This is a genomic window from Stenotrophomonas sp. 169, from assembly GCF_014621775.1.
Taxonomy (GTDB): domain Bacteria; phylum Pseudomonadota; class Gammaproteobacteria; order Xanthomonadales; family Xanthomonadaceae; genus Stenotrophomonas.
The window spans coordinates 3,068,661-3,089,982 of sequence record NZ_CP061204.1; the positions used below are offsets into that span (position 1 = coordinate 3,068,661).

General features: G+C 67.4%; 15 protein-coding genes. 3 read left to right on the top strand and 12 right to left on the bottom strand.

Annotation, left to right across the window (positions count from 1 at the left end):
* Positions 1-5 precede the first annotated feature (5 nt).
* The 3 genes from ICJ04_RS13320 to pilG are packed head-to-tail and all read right to left on the bottom strand — an operon-like array spanning position 6 to position 1,318.
* The gene (locus tag ICJ04_RS13320) at positions 6-536 is read right to left on the bottom strand and encodes a chemotaxis protein CheW (protein WP_188324703.1); all 531 of its coding nucleotides are present in this window, start codon (positions 534-536) and stop codon (positions 6-8) included.
* Positions 536-898: a response regulator gene (locus ICJ04_RS13325; protein WP_188324704.1), complete on the bottom strand. Its 363-nt coding sequence runs from the start codon at positions 896-898 to the stop codon at positions 536-538. The genes ICJ04_RS13320 and ICJ04_RS13325 overlap by 1 nt, the downstream gene beginning before the upstream one ends.
* A gap of 18 nt (positions 899-916) precedes the next feature.
* The gene (gene pilG, locus ICJ04_RS13330) at positions 917-1,318 is read right to left on the bottom strand and encodes a twitching motility response regulator PilG (protein ID WP_042614342.1); all 402 of its coding nucleotides are present in this window, start codon (positions 1,316-1,318) and stop codon (positions 917-919) included.
* Between the two features lie 216 nt (positions 1,319-1,534).
* Between pilG and gshB the strand changes: the two genes are divergently transcribed.
* A complete protein-coding gene (gshB, locus tag ICJ04_RS13335) occupies positions 1,535-2,482 on the top strand; it encodes a glutathione synthase (protein ID WP_188324705.1) in 948 nt (315 codons plus the stop codon).
* Entirely contained in the window at positions 2,482-3,360 is an 879-nt protein-coding gene (locus tag ICJ04_RS13340) for an energy transducer TonB (protein ID WP_188324706.1), read from the top strand. Before gshB ends, ICJ04_RS13340 begins: the two co-directional genes overlap by 1 nt.
* Before the next feature lie 653 nt (positions 3,361-4,013).
* On the opposite strand, the gene tsaB is transcribed toward ICJ04_RS13340, so the two are convergent.
* From tsaB to ICJ04_RS13375, 7 genes are all read right to left on the bottom strand, one after another.
* Positions 4,014-4,718, bottom strand: a complete 705-nt coding sequence (gene tsaB, locus ICJ04_RS13345; protein ID WP_188324707.1) for a tRNA (adenosine(37)-N6)-threonylcarbamoyltransferase complex dimerization subunit type 1 TsaB — start codon at positions 4,716-4,718, stop codon at positions 4,014-4,016.
* A 14-nt stretch (positions 4,719-4,732) separates the two neighbouring features.
* Complete coding sequence (locus ICJ04_RS13350; RefSeq protein ID WP_188324708.1) at positions 4,733-6,757, bottom strand: ATP-dependent DNA helicase; 2,025 nt, start codon at positions 6,755-6,757, stop codon at positions 4,733-4,735.
* A 378-nt stretch (positions 6,758-7,135) separates the two neighbouring features.
* The gene (locus ICJ04_RS13355; protein WP_188324709.1) at positions 7,136-7,663 is read right to left on the bottom strand and encodes a hypothetical protein; all 528 of its coding nucleotides are present in this window, start codon (positions 7,661-7,663) and stop codon (positions 7,136-7,138) included.
* Positions 7,664-7,668: 5 nt separating this feature from the next.
* Entirely contained in the window at positions 7,669-10,098 is a 2,430-nt protein-coding gene (gene mrcB / locus ICJ04_RS13360) for a penicillin-binding protein 1B (RefSeq protein WP_188324710.1), read from the bottom strand.
* 111 nt (positions 10,099-10,209) lie between these two features.
* Positions 10,210-11,175, bottom strand: coding sequence for a glycosyltransferase family 2 protein (locus ICJ04_RS13365; RefSeq protein ID WP_188324711.1), 966 nt, complete (start codon positions 11,173-11,175; stop codon positions 10,210-10,212).
* A gap of 71 nt (positions 11,176-11,246) precedes the next feature.
* Entirely contained in the window at positions 11,247-12,812 is a 1,566-nt protein-coding gene (locus tag ICJ04_RS13370) for a hypothetical protein (protein WP_188324712.1), read from the bottom strand.
* A gap of 30 nt (positions 12,813-12,842) precedes the next feature.
* Complete coding sequence (locus ICJ04_RS13375; RefSeq protein WP_188324713.1) at positions 12,843-14,996, bottom strand: bifunctional (p)ppGpp synthetase/guanosine-3',5'-bis(diphosphate) 3'-pyrophosphohydrolase; 2,154 nt, start codon at positions 14,994-14,996, stop codon at positions 12,843-12,845.
* A gap of 153 nt (positions 14,997-15,149) precedes the next feature.
* Between ICJ04_RS13375 and ICJ04_RS13380 the strand changes: the two genes are divergently transcribed.
* The gene (locus ICJ04_RS13380) at positions 15,150-15,662 is read left to right on the top strand and encodes a hypothetical protein (protein ID WP_188324714.1); all 513 of its coding nucleotides are present in this window, start codon (positions 15,150-15,152) and stop codon (positions 15,660-15,662) included.
* 46 nt (positions 15,663-15,708) lie between these two features.
* Here ICJ04_RS13380 and ICJ04_RS13385 read toward each other — a convergent pair whose 3' ends face one another.
* Both ICJ04_RS13385 and hrpA read right to left on the bottom strand, forming a co-directional pair.
* Entirely contained in the window at positions 15,709-16,680 is a 972-nt protein-coding gene (locus tag ICJ04_RS13385) for a serine protease (RefSeq protein ID WP_188324715.1), read from the bottom strand.
* Positions 16,681-17,182: 502 nt separating this feature from the next.
* Entirely contained in the window at positions 17,183-21,271 is a 4,089-nt protein-coding gene (hrpA, locus tag ICJ04_RS13390; RefSeq protein ID WP_188324716.1) for an ATP-dependent RNA helicase HrpA, read from the bottom strand.
* Positions 21,272-21,322: the final 51 nt, after the last annotated feature.

The following is a 21,322-nucleotide window of genomic DNA, read 5'->3' on the forward strand; positions in this document are numbered from 1 at the left end:
TGCCTTCAGGCAGCGGCTTGTCGGAATTCAGGAGTGCGCGACAGCAGCGAGAGCGAGAAAACGCCCCAATCGTGCCCGTCGGCCTGGAATGCGCGGTCGACGAAGTGGCCGTAGCGGCCTTCGGCCAAGCCACCAACCGATACTTCCTGGTCCAGCTCAAAGCTGCGCTGGCCGAACAGTTCGTCGATGGTCAGCGCCACGTCACCGCCGGCCTGCCGCATCACCAGCACGCGCTGACCTTCCTGCTGCACGGTGCGGTTGCCTTCCAGGAACAGCTTCAGGTCGATCACCGGAAACAGATTGCCTCGCAGGTTGCCCACGCCCAGCAGCCACGGCTGCGCACAGGGCACCGGCGTCACCGGCGGCATCGGGACGATTTCCACCACTTCGCGGAAATCCGATACCAGCCGACGGTTGCCGACCCGGTAGCCCACGCCACGCCACAGATCCTGCGCGAACTGCCGCTCGGGCAACTGCACGGCATGGGCGAGGCTGCGCCGTTCGTAGGCTTCAAGAATGTCGAAGGGTGAACGCATCAGGACACCAGCTCGTTGATGCGGGCGATCAGGTCTTCTTCGCGCGGCGGCTTGACCATGTAGTCACGCGCACCCTGGCGAAGGCCCCACGCCTTATCCGTGTCCATCGCCTTGGTGCTGACGATGATGACCGGAATATTCTTGGTCGCCGCGTCGCGGGCCAGCGAGCGGGTAGCCTGGAAGCCACTCATGCCCGGCAGCACGACGTCCATCAGGACCAGCTGCGGCATGTGTTCCTTGACCAGCACGATCCCGTCCTCGGCGTTGTCCGCTTGCAGAACTTCGTGCCCGGCCTTGGTCAGCCATTGCGTGAACACCGCCCTGTCGGTCGGTGAGTCCTCGATAAGAACGATTCGAGCCATTTTGCCTTTCCCCCCTGGTCAGGCGTTGACGTATGTGCGGATGGCACCCAGCAGTTCTTCACGCGTAAAGGGCTTGGTCAGGTACTGCTCCGAACCCACGATGCGACCACGCGCCTTGTCGAACAGGCCGTCCTTGGAGGACAGCATGATCACCGGCGTGGACTTGAACAGCTGGTTTCCCTTGATCAGCGCGCAGGTCTGATACCCATCCAGACGCGGCATCATGATGTCCACGAAGATGATCTGCGGCTGCTGGTCGGCGATCTTGGCAAGTGCCTCGAAGCCGTCGGTCGCGGTGACGACCTCGCAGCCTTCCCGTTTCAACAACGTTTCCGCGGTCCGGCGGATCGTCTTCGAATCATCGATGACCATCACCCGGAGTCCTGCGAGCTCCCCGCCCGCAGTCATGTTCTCAGTCATTGCCGTTCCCCATGCGCGGCACTTCGGTCGGTGCCGCTGCGAAGGCGTATCTATATCGCACTTGCGTGACCGCCAGCAAGTTCGGCGATGAATCTTCTGCGCAACCCCCGTCCGGCGGGCCTGCGGCCATCGGCCGCACGCAGCGTTGCGCGCCACGGGGCAGGCAACACCGGGCCGGAGCCGCTACCATCAGCACCTTGCCCCACAGGTGCTCCCATGCCGCTGAACGTCATCGTGGTGATGGATCCCATCGCCCACATCAAGATCGCCAAGGACACGACCTTCGCCATGCTGCTCGAAGCGCAGCGGCGCGGCCATGCCCTGCACTACGTCAAACCCGGCGGCCTCAGCCTGGACAGCGGACGGGCCGTTGCCCGCACGGCGCCCCTGCAGGTCCGCGACGACGCGGCCGACTGGTACACGCTGGGCGAGTTCAGCCTGACCGAATTCGGTCCCGGCCAGGTCGTGCTGATGCGCAAGGATCCGCCGGTCGATGCGGAATTCATCTACGACACGCAGGTGCTGGACGTGGCCGCGACGGCCGGTGCGTTGGTGGTCAACAACCCGCAGGGACTGCGCGACTACAACGAGAAGCTCGCCGCGCTGCTGTTCCCGCAGTGCTGCCCCCCTACCCTGGTCAGCCGGGATGCCAAGGCGTTGAAGGCCTTCGTGCTGGAACACGGGCAGGCCGTGCTTAAGCCGCTGGATGGCATGGGAGGCCGCTCGATCTTCCGCAGCGGCACGGGCGACCCGAACCTCAACGTCATCCTGGAAACGCTGACCGACGGCGACCGCAAGTTGACCCTGGCGCAGAAGTTCATCCCCGACATCACCGCCGGTGACAAGCGCATCCTGCTGGTGGATGGCGAACCGGTGGATTACTGCCTGGCCCGCATTCCGCAGGGCGACGAGTTCCGCGGGAACCTGGCTGCCGGTGGTCGCGGCGAAGGCCGCCCGCTGAGCGAGCGCGACCGCTGGATCGCCGCCCAGGTGGGGCCTGAGATGAAGCGTCGCGGCATGCGCTTCGTCGGCCTGGACGTGATCGGCGATTACCTGACCGAGGTCAACGTGACCAGCCCGACCTGCGTGCGTGAACTGGATGCCCAGTATGGGCTGAACATCGCCGGCACCCTCTTCGATGCCATCGAGGCCAGCCTGCCGTAATGCCCGTGGTCGCGCCCCTGCTCTTGGCGGACCGCTCCGCGCAGCGTCTGGGCACCACCCTGGCGCTGTCGGTGGCGGTGCATGGCGCGCTGCTGCTGGGCGTCGGCTTCGCCGTTCGCGGCGAAGCGCCGCTGGTGCCGACGCTGGATGTGATCTTCAGCCAGACGCGCACCGCGTTGACGCCGAAGCAGGCGGATTTCCTGGCCGCTGCCAGTCAGGTCGGTGGTGGCGAGCACGACAAGGCGCTGCGCCCACGCGACAGCCAGGCCGGAGTGGTGCCACAGGCGCTGCCAGGCAGCAGTCCGGTGCCGCAGCAGCGCCAAGATGCCGCGGCCCCGCCGCCACCGCAGTCGCGTGTGGTCAGCAGCCGCAATGGTGAGCAGCAGGTCGCACAGGCCCAGTCGCAGCCGATGCCGGAGCAGCCACGCCCCGACGCGCCGTTGAACGCACGCGAGCAGCGCGATGCCGACATGGCGCGCCTGGCGGCCGAGGTGCACCTGCGTTCGGCGCAGTACGCCAAGCGGCCAAACCGCAAGTTCGTTTCAGCCAGCACCCGCGAGTACGCGTGGGCCACGTATCTGCGCGCCTGGGTGGATCGCGCTGAGCACGTGGGCAACCTGAACTACCCCGATGACGTGCGCCGTCGTCGCCTTGGCGGGCAGGTCGTGATCACGGTCGGTGTGCGCCGCGATGGCAGCGTGGAAAGCGCGCGCATCCTGAGATCCAGTGGGACGCCGCTGCTGGACGAGACCGCGCTGCGCGTGGTTCGCCTGGCCCAGCCCTTCCCCGCCCTGCCGCAGACGAAGGATGACATCGACATCCTGCAGGTGACGCGTACCTGGGCGTTCCTGCCCGGCGGCGAACTGCGCGACGACTGAGGGTGGATGATGCCGGGCTGCGCCCGGCACCTGCTTTGAAGCAACGGCAACGGCAACAGCAACGGCAACAGCAACGGCAACGGCAACGGCAACGGCAACGGCAACGTCAACGGCAACGTCAAAGGCCTGCAGGGCTGTGTGCTGGGCGGGGCGGGGTGGGTTGGCGGGGGACGGCAAGGGCCGCATCCATGCGGGCCTCGTTTCGCGCCATCCATGCCGCTCAACGCCCCCGCCAACCCACCCCGCCCCACCCTCGACAGGTCCATGGCGGCCGTGGAACCGTCGGGCATGCCGACATCGGTAGCGCCGACCCATGGTCGGCGGAATGTTCCCGCCAACGGCCCGCTGCGCTCGCCGACCATGGGTCGGCGCTACCACAGGCCGCATTGACCCGTCGGGTGGAGGGAGCCCCTGAGTCAGGGGCGGCCGCGAAGCGGCGGGGTGTGGGTGCTGGTGAGACGGGGCCCGCGGTTTGCGAAGCAAAGCGTGGGAGCGGCAGCGCGAATGCGATGACGTGGACCCCGCCATGGATGGCGCGAAACGAGGCCCGCATGGATGCGGCTCTTGCCGTCCCCCGCCCAGCGCCACCGCCCGGCCCCAAGCACTTAGCCTTGAAGCAGCCCACCGCGAGGGGGTCCCACCCGTTTGCCGACCTACTTCAGCTTGGACGCACGTAGCGCCTGCTGCTCCACCAGGGTCAACGCCACGTTGTCGCGCAGGTAGGCCGGCTCCACCCGTTCCGGCGCAACCGCCTCGCCCCGTGCCAGCATCGGCAACGCCAGTGCCAGCACATCCGATGCCTGTGGCAACGCGGTTGCGTCCACGCCGCTCAGCGTCCCGCCCAGCAACGTCGGCACCGCGCCATCGGCGGCCGAGAACCCAGTGCCCACGCCAAAGCAGCGCAGACCGGCAGGCACCGACACGGCCTGCGGCGGACACACGCGCTCGGTGTCCTGCAACTGCGGCAGGCCGTCGACGCGGTGGTATCGGGCCACATACACCTCGCCCATGCGGGCGTCGATCGCGGCCAGGATGTGCTGCGCATCCGCCGGCGCACGCAGTGCGAGCGCCTGCAGCGTGGAAACCGGCAGCAGTGGCCGGTCCAGTGCGAGCGCCACGCCCTGCGCTATCGCGATCGCCAGCCGGACACCGGTGAATGCCCCCGGACCGCGCCCCAGCGCGATCGCATCCAGCTGCGAACGCGCGATGCCGGCCTCCGCCAACAGCGCCTCGGCCCACGGCAGCGCCAGTTCGGCATGCCGTCGTGGTGCGATCTCGAAACGCTGCAGCACCGCACCGTCCACATGGACGGCAACGGAACAGGCTTCGGTGGACAGTTCAAAAGCGAGCAGTTTCATCGTGGGGTCGGCGGTCAGAACAAAGAGAGGGGCGTGCCCGGGGGATCGTCAGCCTGTGCCGCCGGAGGCGTCCATTGTGGCGCAAAGAAGGCCTGCACATCGGCCAGCGCGCGGGTGCGGCGGAACGGCGGCAGCGAATCCAGGAAGACCCGACCATAGCTCCGGTTGAGCAGGCGCGGATCACACAGCACCAGTACCCCACGGTCGGTTTCACTGCGGATCAAGCGCCCCACGCCCTGCTTCAGTGCGATCACCGCCTGCGGCAGTTGTTCGTCGCGGAACGGGTTGCCGCCCTGCGTACGGATGGCCTCAAGGCGCGCCTCGAACACAGGATCATCCGGTGCGGCGAAAGGCAGTTTGTCGATCACCACCACGCTCAGCGCATCGCCGACCACGTCCACGCCTTCGCGGAAACTGGCCGATCCCAGCAACACGCCATTGCCCGATTCGCGGAAGCGCTGCAGCAGCGTCGCGCGGGGCGCCTCACCCTGGACGAACAAGGGCCACGGCGCACCGCGCAGCGCTTCGGCCGCTTCGCGCAGCGCACGGTGCGATGCAAACAACAGGAACGCTCGGCCCTGCGAAGCCTCGAGCACCGGCCGAAGCGCAGCGATCAGGGCGGTACCGAAGCCGCGTGCCGCAGGATCAGGCAAGCCCTCGGGCAGATAGCACAGCGCTTGGCGCGGCCAGTCGAAGGGGCTGGCCTGCAGCAGCGTACACGGATCGTCCAGCCCCAGCCGCTGGATGACATGCTCGAAGCCGCCCCCCACCGTCAACGTGGCCGAGGTGAAAATCCAGGCGGCCATTGTGCGCTCACGATGTTCACGCAGGGGGCCGGAGACATCCATCGGCGTGCGCTGGCAGCGGAATCCACGCGGGGTGAGCTCATACCAGAGCACGTCCGCCGCAGGCGCGGACAGCGGCTCCGGCTCGGCGTCGAAGTCGAGCAGTGGCGCATCGTCGCCCAGCCACCGGGTCAGGCGGGATACCGCCTCGCGCGCACGCGCATGACACGCATCGAGGCCGGCGGATGCTTCGCGAAGCGTGTCCAGTACCTGCAGCAGCAGATGCAGCGCACTCATCACCGCATCGAATCCGTCACGCACCTGCGGCACCGCAAGCGCACGCCACTGCGTGCCACGCGGCGGCAAGCCATCCATCGCCGTGCGCAGATCCTGCAGCGCGTGCTCCAGTGCGCCGGCCGGGGCCTGCAGCGATGCCTGCGCACCCGCCACGCTGCGCGACTCCAGCAGGCAGTCGCGCGCCAGCTCCTGCCACGGCCGCATGCCGAAGCCTTCGCCGAAAAACTGCGCGGCAAGCTCGGGCAACTGGTGCGCCTCGTCGATGACGAACGCCTCCGCTCCCGGCAGCAGTTCACCAAAGCCTTCCTGCTTGAGCGCCAGGTCAGCCAACAGCAGATGATGGTTCACCACGACGACATCGGCAGCCTGCGCCCGCTGCCGTGCCTGCACCACGAAGCAGTCGTCGTAGAACGCGCACTCCGTGCCCAGGCAATTGTCGACGGTGGAGGTGACCATCGGCAGCAGCGGCGAGTCATCGGCCAAGGCTTCCAGCTCCGCCATGTCACCGTGGCGGGTACGTCCGGACCAGGCGAGCACGCGCTGGAACTCTGCCGCCTGCTGGGGGGTGGAGAACCGCGGCTCGCCACGCGCCTGCTGCAGGCGGTAACGGCACAGATAATTCGAGCGGCCTTTCAGCAATGCGCTGCGATGGCCCACCCCCAGCGCCTGGCGCACGCGCGGCAGGTCGCGGTGGTACAGCTGGTCCTGCAGCGCGCGGGTGCCGGTGGAGATGATGGTTTTCAGGCCCGACAGCAGCACCGGCACCAGATACGCATAGGTCTTGCCGGTACCCGTGCCGGCCTCGGCCAACAACAGGTCACGCTGTTGCAGCGTCTCGGCGATCGCTTCGGTGAGGCGCAGCTGCGCCGGACGCGGCACAAACGCATCCACGTGGGAGGCGAGTGCCCCACCCTCGCTCAGCGCCTCGCGGCTGGCATGGACAAGATCAGGCTTCATCAACCTCCACAGGATACCGGCTGGCGGTTTTTTTCGCCGAGCGGCGCCCGACGGAGCAGAGGCCAAGGCAACATCAACATCCATCGGTAGCGCCGACCCATGGTCGGCGGAATGTTCCCGCCAACGGCCCGCTGCGCTCGCCGACCATGGGTCGGCGCTACCGCTTTTCCTTTTTCTTTATTACGCGGCTGGCGGCCACGGAACCTGTCAGGGGGCCGGGCGGTGGGGCTGGGCGGGGGCGTTGAGCGCCATGGATGGCGCGAAACGAGCGCTACATGGACGTACTTGTGCGCGTCCCCCGACCAGCCCCACCGCCCGGACCAAGCTCAGCTCAAGCCTGAGAGCCACCCGCGAGGGGGTTCAACCCGTTCGCCAACCTCAGTAGCGCATGATGCCCGGCACGGTGCAGCGCTCGATCTGCGCATGCGCCGATACCGCGTTTTCGCTCTCACCGCGCGCCAGCCGCGCTTGTTCAATGGTCGCCCAGTGGCGGCGACACAGCGGCCCGGTCTTCGACCCCAGCTGTATGGCCTGCTGTGCGAACTGCTCGGCCGGTGCCCATTGGCCCTGCAGCAACGCGACTTCGGCACGCTCCTGCAGCACCGCCGGATCTTCCGCCACCAATGTCAGCGCCTGGTCCAGGTGGCCAGCCGCCCCTGCCAGGTCGTTCGCCTGGCGCGCGGCCTGGGCGCTCTGGCGCAGGTCGTCCACCTGCGGATCGCGCAGCGGTTGTACGGACAGTTCCTTGTCGTCGTGACCGGCGATCTTTTCCACGGCGGCCATACGCTGTGCAGGGGTCGTAGTGTCCACGGGCGCAACAACCGGCGGCGGCGCGGTCACGCAGGCGGCCAGCGATGCACACAGCGCCGCGCAGAGCAGGGAAACACGCAGGGTACGGAAGGTCATGACAGTTACCTCGGAGACGTCGTAGGAGCCGGCTGCGCGGCAGGTTGCGGAGTCGCCTCCGGCTTGGGATCCAGACCGAACCAGCTGCGCCAGCCACCGCCCTCGCTCTCGCCGCCTTCTTCCGGCATCGCCGCCGGTGGCGTGCACGGCGCATAGGCCGGTGCATAGCCCACCACGAACGGGAAGCGTCGCGTACCCGGGCAGGTTTCATCGGTGGCGCTGCTGCCGGTGGCATCAACGTATTGCCAGTCCACGCCCTTGCCACTGACCTTCAGCGGCGCCGTCGGCAGGCGCGAGAAGATGCCCGACCAGACCCGCATCGCACCGGTCGCGCCAAACAGGCCGGTCTGCTCGTTCTGGTCGTTGCCCATCCACACCACCGCCAAGTGGTCACCGGTGTAGCCGGCATACCAGCTGTCGCGACCGTCATTGGACGTGCCGGTCTTGCCCGCCGCCTGCAGACGGCCCAGGCCATCGGCATTCAAGCGCTGTGCGGTGCCGCTGGATACCACCTGCTGCAGGCCGATGCTGATCAGGTTGGCGGCGATCGAGTCACCCTCCTGTGCCGGTGCCGGGGTCTTGTCGTAACGCTTGAGCAGCTTGCCCTGCGGATCCAGCACACCACGCACCGCGTGCAGCGGTTGGATCTCGCCGCCGGAGGCCAGGAACTGGTACAGCTGCGCCATCGCGTACGGGCTCTGGTCAGTGGAACCCAGGATCACCGATGGATTGGAGTCGGCCTTGATGCCGGCCAGCACATGGATCAACTGGGTGACGCGCTCCGGCCCCACCTGCATGCCCACGCGTACCGTCGCCTGGTTGTAGGAATGCGCCAGCGCATCGATCAGCCGCACCGTGCCATGGCTGCGGTTGTCAGCGTTGCCGGGCGACCAGTTGCGGTTGCGGCCGAGGTTCACGGTCACCGGAGAGTCATCCACCCAACTGGCCAGCGAGTACCGATCCGGCTGCGCCAATGCCAGCAGGTACACGAACGGCTTCAGCAGGGAGCCCACCGGCCGCTGCGCTTCGATGGCGCGGTTGAAACCGGGGGCGGCCACGTCGCGGCCGCCGACCACCGCCAGCACGTCGCCGTTGTGCACATCGGTCAGCACCAGCCCCGCCTGGATTTCCGGCCGACGCTTGTTTTCCAGCGACTTGACGGTGCGGGTCACAGCCCCTTCGGCGTACGCCTGCGCGGACGGTGCCATGCCGCTCATCACGCTCATGCCGGCGCCCTGCAGTACCGACTCGGGGTAGTCATGCCCCAGCTGGCGGCGCACCAGATCGACGTAGGCCGGGAAACGGTTCGCGGCCACCAGGCCGGGGTTTTCCGGCACGCCGAGCGGTGCCTTGACGGCGCGCTGGTACTCGGCGTCGTCGATCAGCGTGGCCTCGTGCAGCTTGCCGAGAACGAAGTTGCGCCGGTCGAGGGCGCGTTCCGGGTTACGCCGCGGGTCGTAGAAAGACGGTCCTTTGACCAGGCCGATCAGCAGCGCGATGTGCTCGCTTTCCAGCGAGGACAGATCGCGCCCGAACCAGAACTCCGCACCCGACGACATGCCATGGATGGCCTGGCTGCCGCGCTGGCCGAGATAGACCTGGTTGAGGTATGCCTCGAAGATCGTGCGCTTGTCGTAGCGCGCTTCCATGATCAGCGCGAACAGTACCTCGTTGAACTTGCGGGTGATGGTCTGCTCTTTGCCGATCCCCAGCAGGCCACTGCGCGCCAGCTGCTGGGTCAACGTCGACGCACCCTGCCGACTCTGTCCGCCCGACCGCACGGTCACCCAGACGGCGCGCGCGATGCCGGACAGATCAATGCCGTGATGCCGGTTGAAGTCTTTGTCTTCCACCGCCTGCAGGCCGGTGACCAGCAGGTCGGGCGCCTCTTCCATGCGGATCAGGCGACGCTCCTCCTGCTTCTGGCCGTACAGCGTGGCAATCCGAGCGGGATCGAGCCGGGCCGCCTTGAGCGCCTTGCGGCTGTCAGGATCCCGGAGCGAGGTGATCGTACCGCCGGACAGGCTCAGTTCGACCCGACGTGGGGCAACGCGACCGTCCACATCGTTGTAGCCGCGGCTGGAGATGGTGAAGCGCGTGCCCTGCACGGTGTAGGTCGCAGGCGCCTTGCCGTTGCCATCGTCGCGGTACGCCGACGCGGCGAGCTCCGTCTTCAGTGTCGCCGCGTCCATCGCCTTCCCCGGCAGCAACACCAGCGGCCGGGCATAGACGCGCGTAGGGATCTGCCAGCGCAGCTCGCCAAAGCGTTGGGTGACCTGGTGATTCAGGTAAACCGTGTACGGGATCAGGAAGCCAAGGCCGAGGGCCACGGCGGCCATGGCCCACGTGATCACGCGGCGGCGCCAGGGCGAAGGTCCGGTCTCGTTGTCGTCGTCGAGATCGTCGATGTCGTCGGAATCGTAGCGTCGGGGCACAGGCAGGGCGCGATATTTGAATGCGCCGAGTCTACCCCAGCCCCCGCGAACGCCGCTTGTCCCGCTTTACCCCGTTGGCTTCAGTTCAAGCTGACAGCGTCGCCGCCCGGCTCAGGGAGGAAGCCCACCCGTGCGCCCGAACAGGCCGTCTCGCAGGCCCTTGTACATGAACCTGCAGCGCTGCCACCGTTGCGGCAGGAACAGCGCATTGCCGACCAGCTTCAGCAGCAACCGCGGCAGGTCCTGTGCGATCCACACCCCCGGTGTGTACGCCCTGCGGTACAGCAGCACGCGGTTGCGGTTGATGAAGTACAGCCGGAACGGCTTGTGCACGATGACGCCGTCCTGCTTCACCCGCGATGGGCGCAGCTCTTCGCCGATGCTGTGCACCATCTGGGCGTCGCAGATACCGTAGAGCGCGTAGCCGGAACGCTTCGCGCGGAAGCACCAGTCCATGTCGATGTTGTCGATGAACAGGCCTTCGTCCATCGCCCCGATCTGCTGCAGCGCCGCGACCGGCACCAGCGAGCCCGAGGTGATCAGGAAATCGCACGACACCCGCTCGCCGGGCGCACCACGCAGCTTGGTGTTCAGCGGGAATCCGAAGCGCACGAAGGGGGCCAGGGTCCCGCTGCGGGAATCACGGAACTGCGGGCCCACCGCCGCCACGGCTTCGGTCTGCTGCAGCGCCAGCAGCGCCGTGCCCAGCGTCTGCACCATGCCTTCGGCCAGCACACTGTCCTGGTCCATCAGCAGCACATGCGCGAATCCCAACGCCGCGGCTTTTTCGCAGGCGCGATTAAGTGCCGCGCCAAGGCCGACGTTCACCGGCGAAGCGACCACGCTGACGTCCGCGCGTCCGTCCAGCAGCTGCGCCACATCGACACTGCGGCTGCCGTTGTCGAACACCACCACGTGGCCGACCTGCGTCTGCACGCTGTCCACGACGCGATGCAGCAACGCGGGGTCCGGGCCGTAGGTGACGATGGCTGCGCACACGCTCCGGGCATCGAACGACGCGCCGGTATCCGATGGAACGGAGCGCGCAACGCAGGCAGGGGAAACCGCAGTAGACATGAGAAGCCGTGGCCGGGGTATGCAGCGGCAGGACTATAGCCGACCCGGCCGTGCATCGACAGCACGCGGGTTCACGGTTGCAGGCCGCCGGCCTGCTGCACCCGTGCCTCGAAGGCCGTCAGCTCCGACAGTGAGGGCTGCAGCTGCCGTGCCTGTACGGCGGCATGTTCGGCGAAGGCAAGGTCGCCCCGCCCCAAGCGCTCGCTGCCAACCGCGAGCCAGCGCTGGGCGAGTCGGTTCCTGGCCGTGGCAATGCCGGCACCCCCGGGGGCCAACGCCTGCCATGCCTGCAGGCACGCCCCTGCGGCCTCCACCCGGTTCTGCATCAGCGCCTGCTCGAAGCACTGACGCCCGGCAGGCAGCAGGCGTGCGGCGGCCGCCGCCACCCGGCGATCACCCGGTGCGAGGGCCTGCGCCTCACGCAGTGCGTCGTAGGCACTGGCGCCCGGCGGAGAGATCAGACGTCCCTCGGATTCTGCCTCGGCCACCTGGGACAGCAGGCGGTCCAATCTGCGTTCTCCTGCCACGGTACCGGCCCCGCTTGCCTGCGGCATGGCATGGCGAGCCGCGCGGGCGCGTTCGAGGTCCTGCCGGACGGATGCCAGCTCGCGGGGAGAGCCCTGGAGCACGGCTGCCTGGTCGATCCGCTGCAGGGCGGTGGTGAAGTCATAATCTGCAGCGCGCGCGCGGCTGTCCTGCAACAGCTCGGCAACCAGCCGCTCCCGCATCGCGGCGACCAGCGCGTCGTCTGCCGCTGCCTGCAGTGCCGGCGCGAATTGCGTTACCGCCGCATCCAGGCGGCCCCGGCGCAGCGCCGTGGCGGTCGCCCGCACGCGCGTTTCCAGCGCGCGGGACAGCGCCTCCTGGCTGGCAGGCAGATCAGCATGCCCAGGGTCATACCCGCGGGCACGCCGCACCAGATCGGCGGCCTGCACCACCTCGCCCTCCCCACTTGCCTGCCTGGCCTGCAGCAGCAGGTCGCTCAGTGCATCCTCGCGCAGTTCCAGCGCCGCCAGTTCCTGAGGGCGCAGCTCAAGCACCTGCTGGACGATCGGCAACGCACTATCGGCATCCCCATCGAGTCGGTGTGCCGCCAACGCAGTGCGCGCCTGCTGCAGCAGTGCGTCCAGCCCGGCCCCTGCCGCCCGCCGCTCACGCAGCTGCAAGGCGATGGCATCGCTGCGTGCCTGCGGCACCTGCAGCTGGCGTGCCAACTGCAGCGCCTCCGCCGCCGTGTCCAGCGCATTGCGCTGCAGTGCGCTGCGTGCGGCCTGCAAGGCTGCATCACCGGTACGCGCCAGCCCGGCGCGGGCGGCACCGCGATCGCTGTCCAGCGCCAGCGCCGCTTGGTAGTACTCACGCGCGCCACTCCCGTCCGGCGCGCTCAGATGGCCGGCCGCGAGGGCGTGGTCGCCCTGTTCTATCAGTTGTTCGATGCGTGGCTCGGCCCAGAACCAGTCCGCCAGCGGGCGGCGGAACACCGCCAGCAGCACGAACAGCACCACGGCTCCCAGCACCGCCCAGCGCCAGATGCGACGCGTGTGGCGTGCCTGCAACCACCACCACCGCCCCTCACGGCGCACGCGCGCCAGTGCCTCATGGGCATGCGGATTGTCGGAGCGACGAGGTCGGTGCATGCGCCAAGCGTAGCCGGTGCAGCGTGAAACTCATCCCAGTCGCCGCGCATGCATGACACCCGGCAAGGCATCCATCTTGCCGAGCAGCGCCGACAGCTGGTCGAAGTCAGTGACCTTCAGGCGTAGCCGCAGGTGCGCACGTCCACTGTCGCGGACGTTGTCACTGTGGATATCCAGCACATAGGCCTCTTCCTGCGCGATCAGGTTGGTGATGTCCTTCAACAGCCAACGCCGGTCCACCGCATCGACCACCACGTCGACCTCATAACCGCTGCCTGCACGCCCCCACTCCACCGGCAGGATGCGTTGCGGGCTGGCAGCCGACAGACGTGCCAAGGCAGCGCAGTCGGCACGGTGCACGGTGACACCGCGGCTGCGGGTCAGGTAACCGACGATCGGCTCGCCTGCCACCGGCTGGCAGCAGCGGGCCAACTGCACCAGCAGGTTGCCGACCCCTTGCACGGTGAAGTTGCTCTTTCCCAGGCCTTCGCGTCGCGCCGTCGGGCGGGGCAGCGCCGGCGGGGCAGGCGGTTGGTTGGCGGCCCGCTCGGCTTCCAGCAGGGCGCGGCTGACCTGGTTGGGACCGGTGTCGCCCAATGCCACCTGGATGTACAGGTCATCATTGCTGTCGGCATGGAATTTTTTCAGCACGCTGGACAGATCGGCCTGACCCAGGCCCAACCGCTTCAGCTCGCGCTCGAGCAAGTCGCGCCCCGCCTGCACGTTGCGCGCGCGATCGAGCTTGTGGAACCAGTTGCGCACCTTCTCGCGCGAGCGGTTGCTGGCCAGGTAGCCATTGGCCGGCAACAGCCAGTCACGGCGCGGATCGGCCTCTTTCGCCGTCAGGATCTCGACCCGGTCGCCGCTGCGCAGGCGGTAGGTCAACGGCACGATGCGCCCGTTGACCTTGGCGCCGCGGCAGCGGTGCCCGACCATCGTGTGCACGTGGTAGGCGAAGTCCAGTGGTGTGGCGCCCTGCGGCAGGTCCATGACTTCACCCTTGGGGCTCAGCGCATACACCCGGTCCTCGGTGAGTTCGGCGTCCAACGCGCCCGCCAGCTCGCCGCCCGGTGCGTCCTGGGCCTGCTCGAGCAACTGCCGCATCCAGGTGATCTTGCGGTCGAATGCTTTCTCCGCGCCCTTGCCGCCTTCCTTGTATTTCCAGTGCGCGGCGACGCCCAGCTCGGCCTGCGCATGCATGTCGTGGGTACGGATCTGTACCTCGATGGTGCGTCCTTCCGGTCCGACCACGGCCGTATGCAACGACCGGTAATCGTTGGCCTTGGGCCGCGCGATGTAGTCGTCGAACTCGCTCGGCACCGGCGCCCACAGCGCGTGCACCACGCCCAATGCGGCGTAGCAGGCGCCCACGTCCTCGACCATCACCCGCACTGCGCGGATGTCATACAGCTGATCGAAGGAAAGCCGCTTCTTCTGCATTTTCCGCCAGATGCTGTAGATGTGCTTGGGCCGGCCGCTGACCTCGGCCTTGATGCCATTGGCCGCAAGATCGCGCTGCAGCAACTTCTTGACGTTCTCGACGTAGCGCTCGCGTGCGATGCGTGTTTCATCGACTTCGCGCGCGATACGGCGATAGGTGTCCGGCTCCAGGTAGCGGAACGCCAGATCCTCGAGCTCCCACTTCAACTGCCAGATACCCAGGCGGTTGGCCAGCGGCGCATGGATGTCCCGCGTCAGCTGGGCCAGCGCGCGGCGCTGTTCTTCATCCAGCTTGTCGGCGGCGCGCATGCGCGCCAACTGGCGGGCCAGCAGCACCGGCACCACGCGCAGGTCCTGGATGATCGCCAGCAGCAGGCGACGCAGGCCCTCGCTGTTGCGCCCGGCCTCGCGACCTGCGTGCAGCGCCCATACCTGATCGGCCGCATCGAGGCCATCCAGCAGACCGTGCACGGCCGCGGGGTGGGCCAAAGGCAGCGCCGCGATGCCCGCCCGCAGGCCCGGCAGATCGAACAGCAGTGCAGCCACCAGCGCGCTCTCATCTGCCGAAAGCAGGGCCAGCGCGTCGAAGGTGTCGCCCAGCAAGGACCAGCTGGCCGCGCCCTCACTGTGTGCGTCCGTCGTGCTCGATTGCGCCAACAAGGCCTCGCGCAGGGGCGCGGGGACCACGGCGGCGGAAGGGCGGTTCAACAAGGCATCCAGCCCGGGTACGGAAGCACGGTTCACTACGATGACGATCACGATTGAGACAAGTACGACCTACACTAGCGCCGCACCCGTTCAGGGACAATGACCCCGTACGTGACGGTGCCGCATCTGCTGATGCCGCATCTGGATGACCGCCTGCCCTACAATCCAGCCATCCAACGGAGAAGCCGCATGTCCTTGCCATCCCCCCGCCTGCTCGTCTGCACGCTCGCCCTGCTGGCCGTATCGTCCACCGCGCTGGCGCAACGCGTGGTTGAAGGCGACCTGCAGAACCAGATGAGCGCCACCGAGTTCAAGGCGGCCGGCCTGGACAAATTGAGCCGCGATGAGCTGGGCGCGCTCAACCGCTGGCTGCAGGGCAAGGTCGAAGCCGCGTCCGCAGCGGCGGTGGAAGTGGCGCGCGAAGAGGGCCGCAAGGAGGTCGTGGAGAAGAACCGCGGCTTCTTCGACTTTGGCAGCCGCGAGCCGATCGTCAGCGTGCTGCCGGGCGAGTTCCGCGGATTCGCCCAAGGGCGCGTCTACGTGCTCGCCAACGGGCAGAGCTGGGAGCAGACCGACGGCGCCACGCTGGCCGGTGTGCGTCGCCAGGATGCTGAGGTGTCCATCGCCCCGTCCGTGAGCGGCGCTTGGTTCCTGCAGATCCCGGGCGTCAACACCCGCGCCAAGGTGAAGCGGGTCAAGTAACCGCGGCCAGGCTGCCGATACGGTCGGCAGCCTGTTGCGCACGGTGTTACTGGCCGCTGTACTGCGAGACGAACTCGTAGATCTCCGGTGCCGACAATTTCGCATAGACACCCGGCTTTCCGGCTTTTCCACAGCCCTCGCCCCAGCTCACCACGCCCACCTGTACGGCCATGGAGGTTCCCGGGATCTCGGTGAACAACGGTCCGCCGGAGTCGCCTTGGCAGGAATCGAGACCACGCACGCCAGCACACATCATCGAGCCTGGCAGAAAGCGGAACTCAGGATCGGGATTACTCATCGGATAGGCGAAACTGCATTCCCATGACGCTGCAACCGGCACCCGTACCGACTGCAACACCGAGGGAGCACTGGCGCCAGCGTCCGAGAACGTGTTGCCCCAACCCGCAACCGTCAGCAGGCTCCCCGGCCGTTCAAGCACATCCGAGCCGGGCGACGGCAGCATCAGCGGTTGCACGCTGGTCACCGGCTTGTCCAGCAGGATTACCGCCACATCGAAGGCCAAGGTTCCACCCTCGCGGTAGCGCGGGTGCAGAATGATCTGATACTCGCCATTGCTGGAGTCATACCGGGGACGCCGCTCCTCACCCAGCTGCCGTTGTCGCTGGTCGGCGCGGTTGAACACCAGCCTCAGCGGGTCAGCCGACTCCTTACCCTCCTTTCCCACCATGTCTTCCACGCAGTGCGCCGCAGTGAGCACCACCGACGGCGATATCAGGCTGGCACCGCAGTCGTGGATCAGTGCGGCAGGGCTGCCCCGTAGCTGTGACGCCAGCTCGACCACATAGGGATAACGGCCTTGCGGAACCTCGGACCCTCCGATGATGAGGGGCTTGACCCGTTGCTGCTGCGGCGAGGCCGTGCTGCTGGCCGGAGCAGCGGCATAGGCCTGTAGCGGGCCAAGCGCCAGTACACCCAAGATAACGGCACAAGCGATCAGGTTCCCACCCACGCCCTGCCTGGAACTGGGCGCCATGAAGATACGGTTCTGCTTGATCATCTAGAGACCTTGATGTCCGTCGGAACAGCTCCGACTTGGCAAGCATCTTTCTCTGACTCGCCTGTAAGACACGCACCAGTAGACGCCCTAGGCAGAACCAATCGAACTGCGAATCAGGATAGGGTCTGAGCATCAGTGAGGTGCGCCATTCGCGTGCGCTTATCGCCAGAAAGCTGTCCCCACTCCGTCATGACAGGCTTGGACGCGTGACCTGCTGTGCCTTCCCGCCTGCTCACCGCTGGGACGTCCGTGCCGCCTTCTTCGCTGTGTACCACTGCTTCGGTCTGCCTGCGCACGACCGCAACCACGCCGAACGCGATCCCGACCGCCGAGGGCGGGTCCACCGACCCGCCCTGGTTCGACGCGCGGCCTTGGCGCAGTTCCGATGAAGCGGCTGACGAATTCAAAGATTTCCGGATGCGACAGCGCGGTGTAAACGCCGAGGCTGCCCGACCACCGGTCATGTCGTGCCGCCCCCTCGCCCCCGCTGCCACAAAGGGTCTCAGCCCAGCTTCTGCAGTTCGGCCGCCCGCTGCGCCACCTTCTTCGCCGAAATACCGCCGCGCCCGATCAGCTCCTGGGCGAACAGGGAAACGCGCAGTTCTTCGATGTCCCAACGCAGTGCCTGCCACTGCGGGCGGTCCTGCAGCCGCTTTCCGCGCCCCTGCTCCAGGGCCTCCAGGAACGGATGCAGCTCCAGCATGCGGGCCTGGTCGCGCGGTGGATCACGCTTGGCCCGCTCGGTGCGCAGCAGCATCGCCTTCAGGTAGCGCGGATACTGCGCGAGCGCGTCGGCCGGCGTTTCACGCAGGAAGCCGGCATGCACCAGCCCTGCGAGCTGGCGCTCCATGTCATCGAGGTTGCCGCGCGCCCACCCCATCAACGGTGCTTCCAGCGCCGGCTTCAGTTCCGCCACCAGTCCAAGGATGGATTCCGCCAGCTTCAGGCGCTCCATCGCTTCGCCGAACAGCGTCTTGATGGCACTGTCCCGTCGCTGCGCGAACGCCTGGGGATCGCGGATGTCGGCCAGGCCATCGGCCAGCACCGCGTTCATCGCTGCATCGACAATGTCACCCCGTAGCCGTTCCTGTGATTCGATGGCGGCATACAGCAGGCCGGTCTTGGGGGAGACGGGAAGCTGCTTGCGGGCCTGCTTGGCTTTTTCGCCCAAAGCGATCTCCAGCAGGCGGCGCACACCCTTCGGATGCGCGTCAGCCGCCTGCTGCCGGTCGGCGAAGATGCGCAGCGCGGCGCTGTCCCCTTCGTCCACCAGCGCAGGGTAAGCCGGCACGCCCGCCTCGCCGGGCACCTGCAGGGGAATGGGCGTGGCGGGGAACTCGCGCAGCCCCTCCTCCGCCATGTCACGGCCGGCACGCGCCGCGAACGCCTGCCCGGCCTTGTCCCCAAAGCGGGCGCGCAGACCATCCAGATCGCGCGAGGTGGCCAACACCTTGCCTTGCTCGTCGCGCAGCCGCAGGTTCATGTGCAGGTGCGTGTCCACTGCGTCGAGGTCGAAATCGACGAGCGCCACGGACGCACCGGTTGCACGCGACAGGAAGCGCGCCAGCTCACCGCGGATGTCATCGGCGCTGGGCTGCGGGAATGCTTCGGCGAACGCACGTGCGAAATCAGGTGCGGGCACGTAATTGCGCCGCATCGCCTTGGGCAGGCTGCGGATCAACCCGGTGGCCTTGTCGGCCACGAAACCGGGGGCCAGCCAGCCCAGTTGCACCGGGTCCAACGCATTGAGCAGGTGCAACGGTACGTCCAGCGTCACGCCATCGTCGTCCGCTCCCGGCTCGAACCGGTAATGCAGCGGCAGCCGTGCATCGCCCAGCGACAAGTACTTCGGGAACCGGTCCTCCTCGCTGCCCTCGCCCGGCAGCAGGTCGATCAGTGACCAGCTCACGCCATGGCGCTGCGCAGGCGACAGACTCTTCCACCATGCATCCAGCCCCGCGGCGGAATGTATTTCCGACGGAATGCGATCCAGGTACCAGCGCGCCTGCCAGCCTTCGTCGGCGACGATCCCGGCACGCCGCAGCTTGGCCTCCTCTTCGCGCGCCTGCTCCAGCACTTTCTGGTTGTCGGCGATGACGCTGGCGCGGGTGTTGATTTCGCCGGTCACCAACGCCTGACGGACAAAGATGTCGTGCGCTTCGGACGGCTCGATACGCCCGTAATGCACCGGCTTCTTCGGGGCCAGCACCAACCCGAACAGGCTGATCTGCTCCGACGCCAGCACCTGACCCTGCGCGCGCGACCAATGCGGATCGAAGTGTCGACGCAGCAGAAGATGGGGCAGCTCGGCGATCACCCAGTCCGGCTCGATCGACGCGTTGGTCAGGCCCCATATTTTCTGGGTGTCCAGCAAGGTGGCGGCGAGCAGCCACGGCGGCGGCCGCTTGGCCAGCGTGGACCCCGGGAACGGCTGGAAGCGCCGCTGTCGTGGGGCCTGGAAGTCGCCTTTCTCCGTGCGGTGGCCGATCTGCGTCGGCAGGCCGGCGATCAGCGCGCGATGCAGGGTCTGGTAGGCAGCGGCACGTGCACGCTCGCTGAAGCCGCCGCCCTCTGGCGCCTGGTCTTTGCGGGCACTTGCCGCCACCGGTGCAGGCGCCTGCTCGGCAGGCTTGCCCTCGCGTGCCAGCCGCGCGGCGCGATGCAACTGGCCGCGCGTCGCCTTGATCGCCGTGGCGTCGTCGGTGCTCGCAGGGGGCGCCTTGCTGCCGGCCAGCAACGGCGCCATCGAGGCCTCGTTGCCTTCCTCCGCCCACCCCAGCTCTTCGCACAGCAGGCGCAGCTGTCGATGCAGCTCCCGCCACTCGCGCATGCGCAGGAAGCCGAGGAAGTTGCGCCCACACCAGTCGCGCAGCTTGGACTGCGTCATGTCTTCGTGGGCTTGCCGGTAGGCATCCCACAATCGCAGGACACCCACGAACTCAGAGCGTCCATCGGCAAACTGCGCATGCGCCGTATCGGCCGCACCGCGCGCCTCGGGCGGACGCTCCCGCGGATCCTGGATCCCGAGGAAGGATGCGATCACCAGCATCGGCTTCAGGCAACCGGCCGCCTGCGCTGCGACCAGCATGCGGGCCAGCTTCACGTCCACCGGCAACCGCGCCATCTGCCGTCCCACTGCCGTCAGTCGCCGCTCGGTATCGACCGCGCCGAGCTCGGCAAGCTGCTGCCACCCATCGGCCACGGCGCGTTCGTCCGGCGCCTCCAGGAACGGGAAGTCCTCGATGCGACCCAAGCCCAGCTGCAGCATGCGCAGGATCACCCCGGACAGGCTGGAGCGGCGGATTTCCGGATCGGTGAACTCCGGCCGGGCCAGGAAATCAGGCTCGGCATACAGGCGGTAACAGATGCCCTCGGACACGCGCCCGCAGCGCCCTTTACGCTGGTTGGCGCTGGCCTGCGAAATCGGTTCGATGTGCAGGCGATCAAGTTTCTGCCGCGGGCTGTAGCGCTTGACCCGGGCGAACCCCGGATCCACGACGTAGCGGATACGTGGCACGGTCAACGAGGTTTCGGCCACGTTGGTCGCCAGCACGATGCGACGGTTCGGACCCGGATTGAATACCCGGTCCTGGTCCTGGTTGGACAGCCGCGCATACAGCGGCAGCACCTCGGTCTGGCGGTACTTGCGACGCTCCAGCGACTGGTGGGCATCGCGGATCTCGCGCTCGCCGGGCAGGAAGATCAGCACATCGCCCCGCGCGTCCAGACGGGTGATCTCGTCGATGGCACCGACGATCGCATCGTTGACCGTGCGCTCGCCCTGCGCTTCCCCCTCGCCTTCCAACGGCCGGTAACGCACGTCCACGGGGAAGGTACGGCCTTCGACGCTGATCACCGGCGCATTGTCGAAGTGCTCGGCGAAGCGACCCGTATCGATGGTGGCCGAGGTCACGATCAGCTTGAGGTCCGGACGCTTCTTCAGCAGCTGCTTCAGATAGCCCAGCAGGAAATCGATGTTGAGGCTGCGCTCGTGCGCCTCATCCACGATGATCGTGTCGTAGCGCGACAACCAACGGTCACTGGCGATTTCCGCCAGCAGGATGCCGTCGGTCATGAACTTGATCCGGCTCTCTTCGCTGACCTTGTCATTGAAGCGCACCTGATAGCCGACCAGCTGGCCCAGCTCACTCTTCAGCTCCTGGGCGACGCGGGTGGCCACCGCCCGTGCGGCGATCCGCCGCGGCTGGGTGCAGCCGATCATGCCGGCCTCACCGCGGCCCGCGGCCAGACACAGCTTGGGCAGCTGGGTCGTCTTGCCCGAACCGGTCTCACCGGCGATCACGACAACCTGGTGGTCGCGGATCAGCGCCGTGATCGCCTCGGCTTCACGCGCGATAGGCAGTTGCGGGTCCAGAGTGATGGCCGGTTTCTGCCGAGCACGCGCCTGCCGGCGCTGCAACGAGGCCTGCAGCGCCTGTTCGAAGGCCGACTTCAGGCCCGCGTCGCCCGGCTTCGCCTGCCACCGGGACAACAGCGCGAGCAATCGCGAGCGGTCCCGGGTCATGGCGCCGTCGAGGGCGGCCCGCTGATCGCGCAGGCTGGACGCCTGGTTTTTTTCAATAGACTTCATCAATCGATTCGTTTGATTTTTTGAAAGCGACCAGTCATTAGTTCTGGTCTA

Bases quoted from the DNA above. Each gene is read 5' to 3' on its own strand.
- ICJ04_RS13350 (WP_188324708.1), bottom strand. From the start codon at position 6,757: ATGAAGCCTGATCTTGTCCATGCCAGCCGCGAGGCGCTGAGCGAGGGT.
- hrpA (WP_188324716.1), bottom strand. From the start codon at position 21,271: ATGAAGTCTATTGAAAAAAACCAGGCGTCCAGCCTGCGCGATCAGCGG.
- ICJ04_RS13365 (WP_188324711.1), bottom strand. From the start codon at position 11,175: ATGTCTACTGCGGTTTCCCCTGCCTGCGTTGCGCGCTCCGTTCCATCG.
- ICJ04_RS13380 (WP_188324714.1), top strand. From the start codon at position 15,150: ATGTCCTTGCCATCCCCCCGCCTGCTCGTCTGCACGCTCGCCCTGCTG.
- gshB (WP_188324705.1), top strand. From the start codon at position 1,535: ATGCCGCTGAACGTCATCGTGGTGATGGATCCCATCGCCCACATCAAG.
- pilG (WP_042614342.1), bottom strand. From the start codon at position 1,318: ATGACTGAGAACATGACTGCGGGCGGGGAGCTCGCAGGACTCCGGGTG.
- ICJ04_RS13325 (WP_188324704.1), bottom strand. From the start codon at position 898: ATGGCTCGAATCGTTCTTATCGAGGACTCACCGACCGACAGGGCGGTG.
- ICJ04_RS13320 (WP_188324703.1), bottom strand. From the start codon at position 536: ATGCGTTCACCCTTCGACATTCTTGAAGCCTACGAACGGCGCAGCCTC.
- ICJ04_RS13370 (WP_188324712.1), bottom strand. From the start codon at position 12,812: ATGCACCGACCTCGTCGCTCCGACAATCCGCATGCCCATGAGGCACTG.
- ICJ04_RS13340 (WP_188324706.1), top strand. From the start codon at position 2,482: ATGCCCGTGGTCGCGCCCCTGCTCTTGGCGGACCGCTCCGCGCAGCGT.
- tsaB (WP_188324707.1), bottom strand. From the start codon at position 4,718: ATGAAACTGCTCGCTTTTGAACTGTCCACCGAAGCCTGTTCCGTTGCC.
- ICJ04_RS13355 (WP_188324709.1), bottom strand. From the start codon at position 7,663: ATGACCTTCCGTACCCTGCGTGTTTCCCTGCTCTGCGCGGCGCTGTGT.
- ICJ04_RS13385 (WP_188324715.1), bottom strand. From the start codon at position 16,680: ATGATCAAGCAGAACCGTATCTTCATGGCGCCCAGTTCCAGGCAGGGC.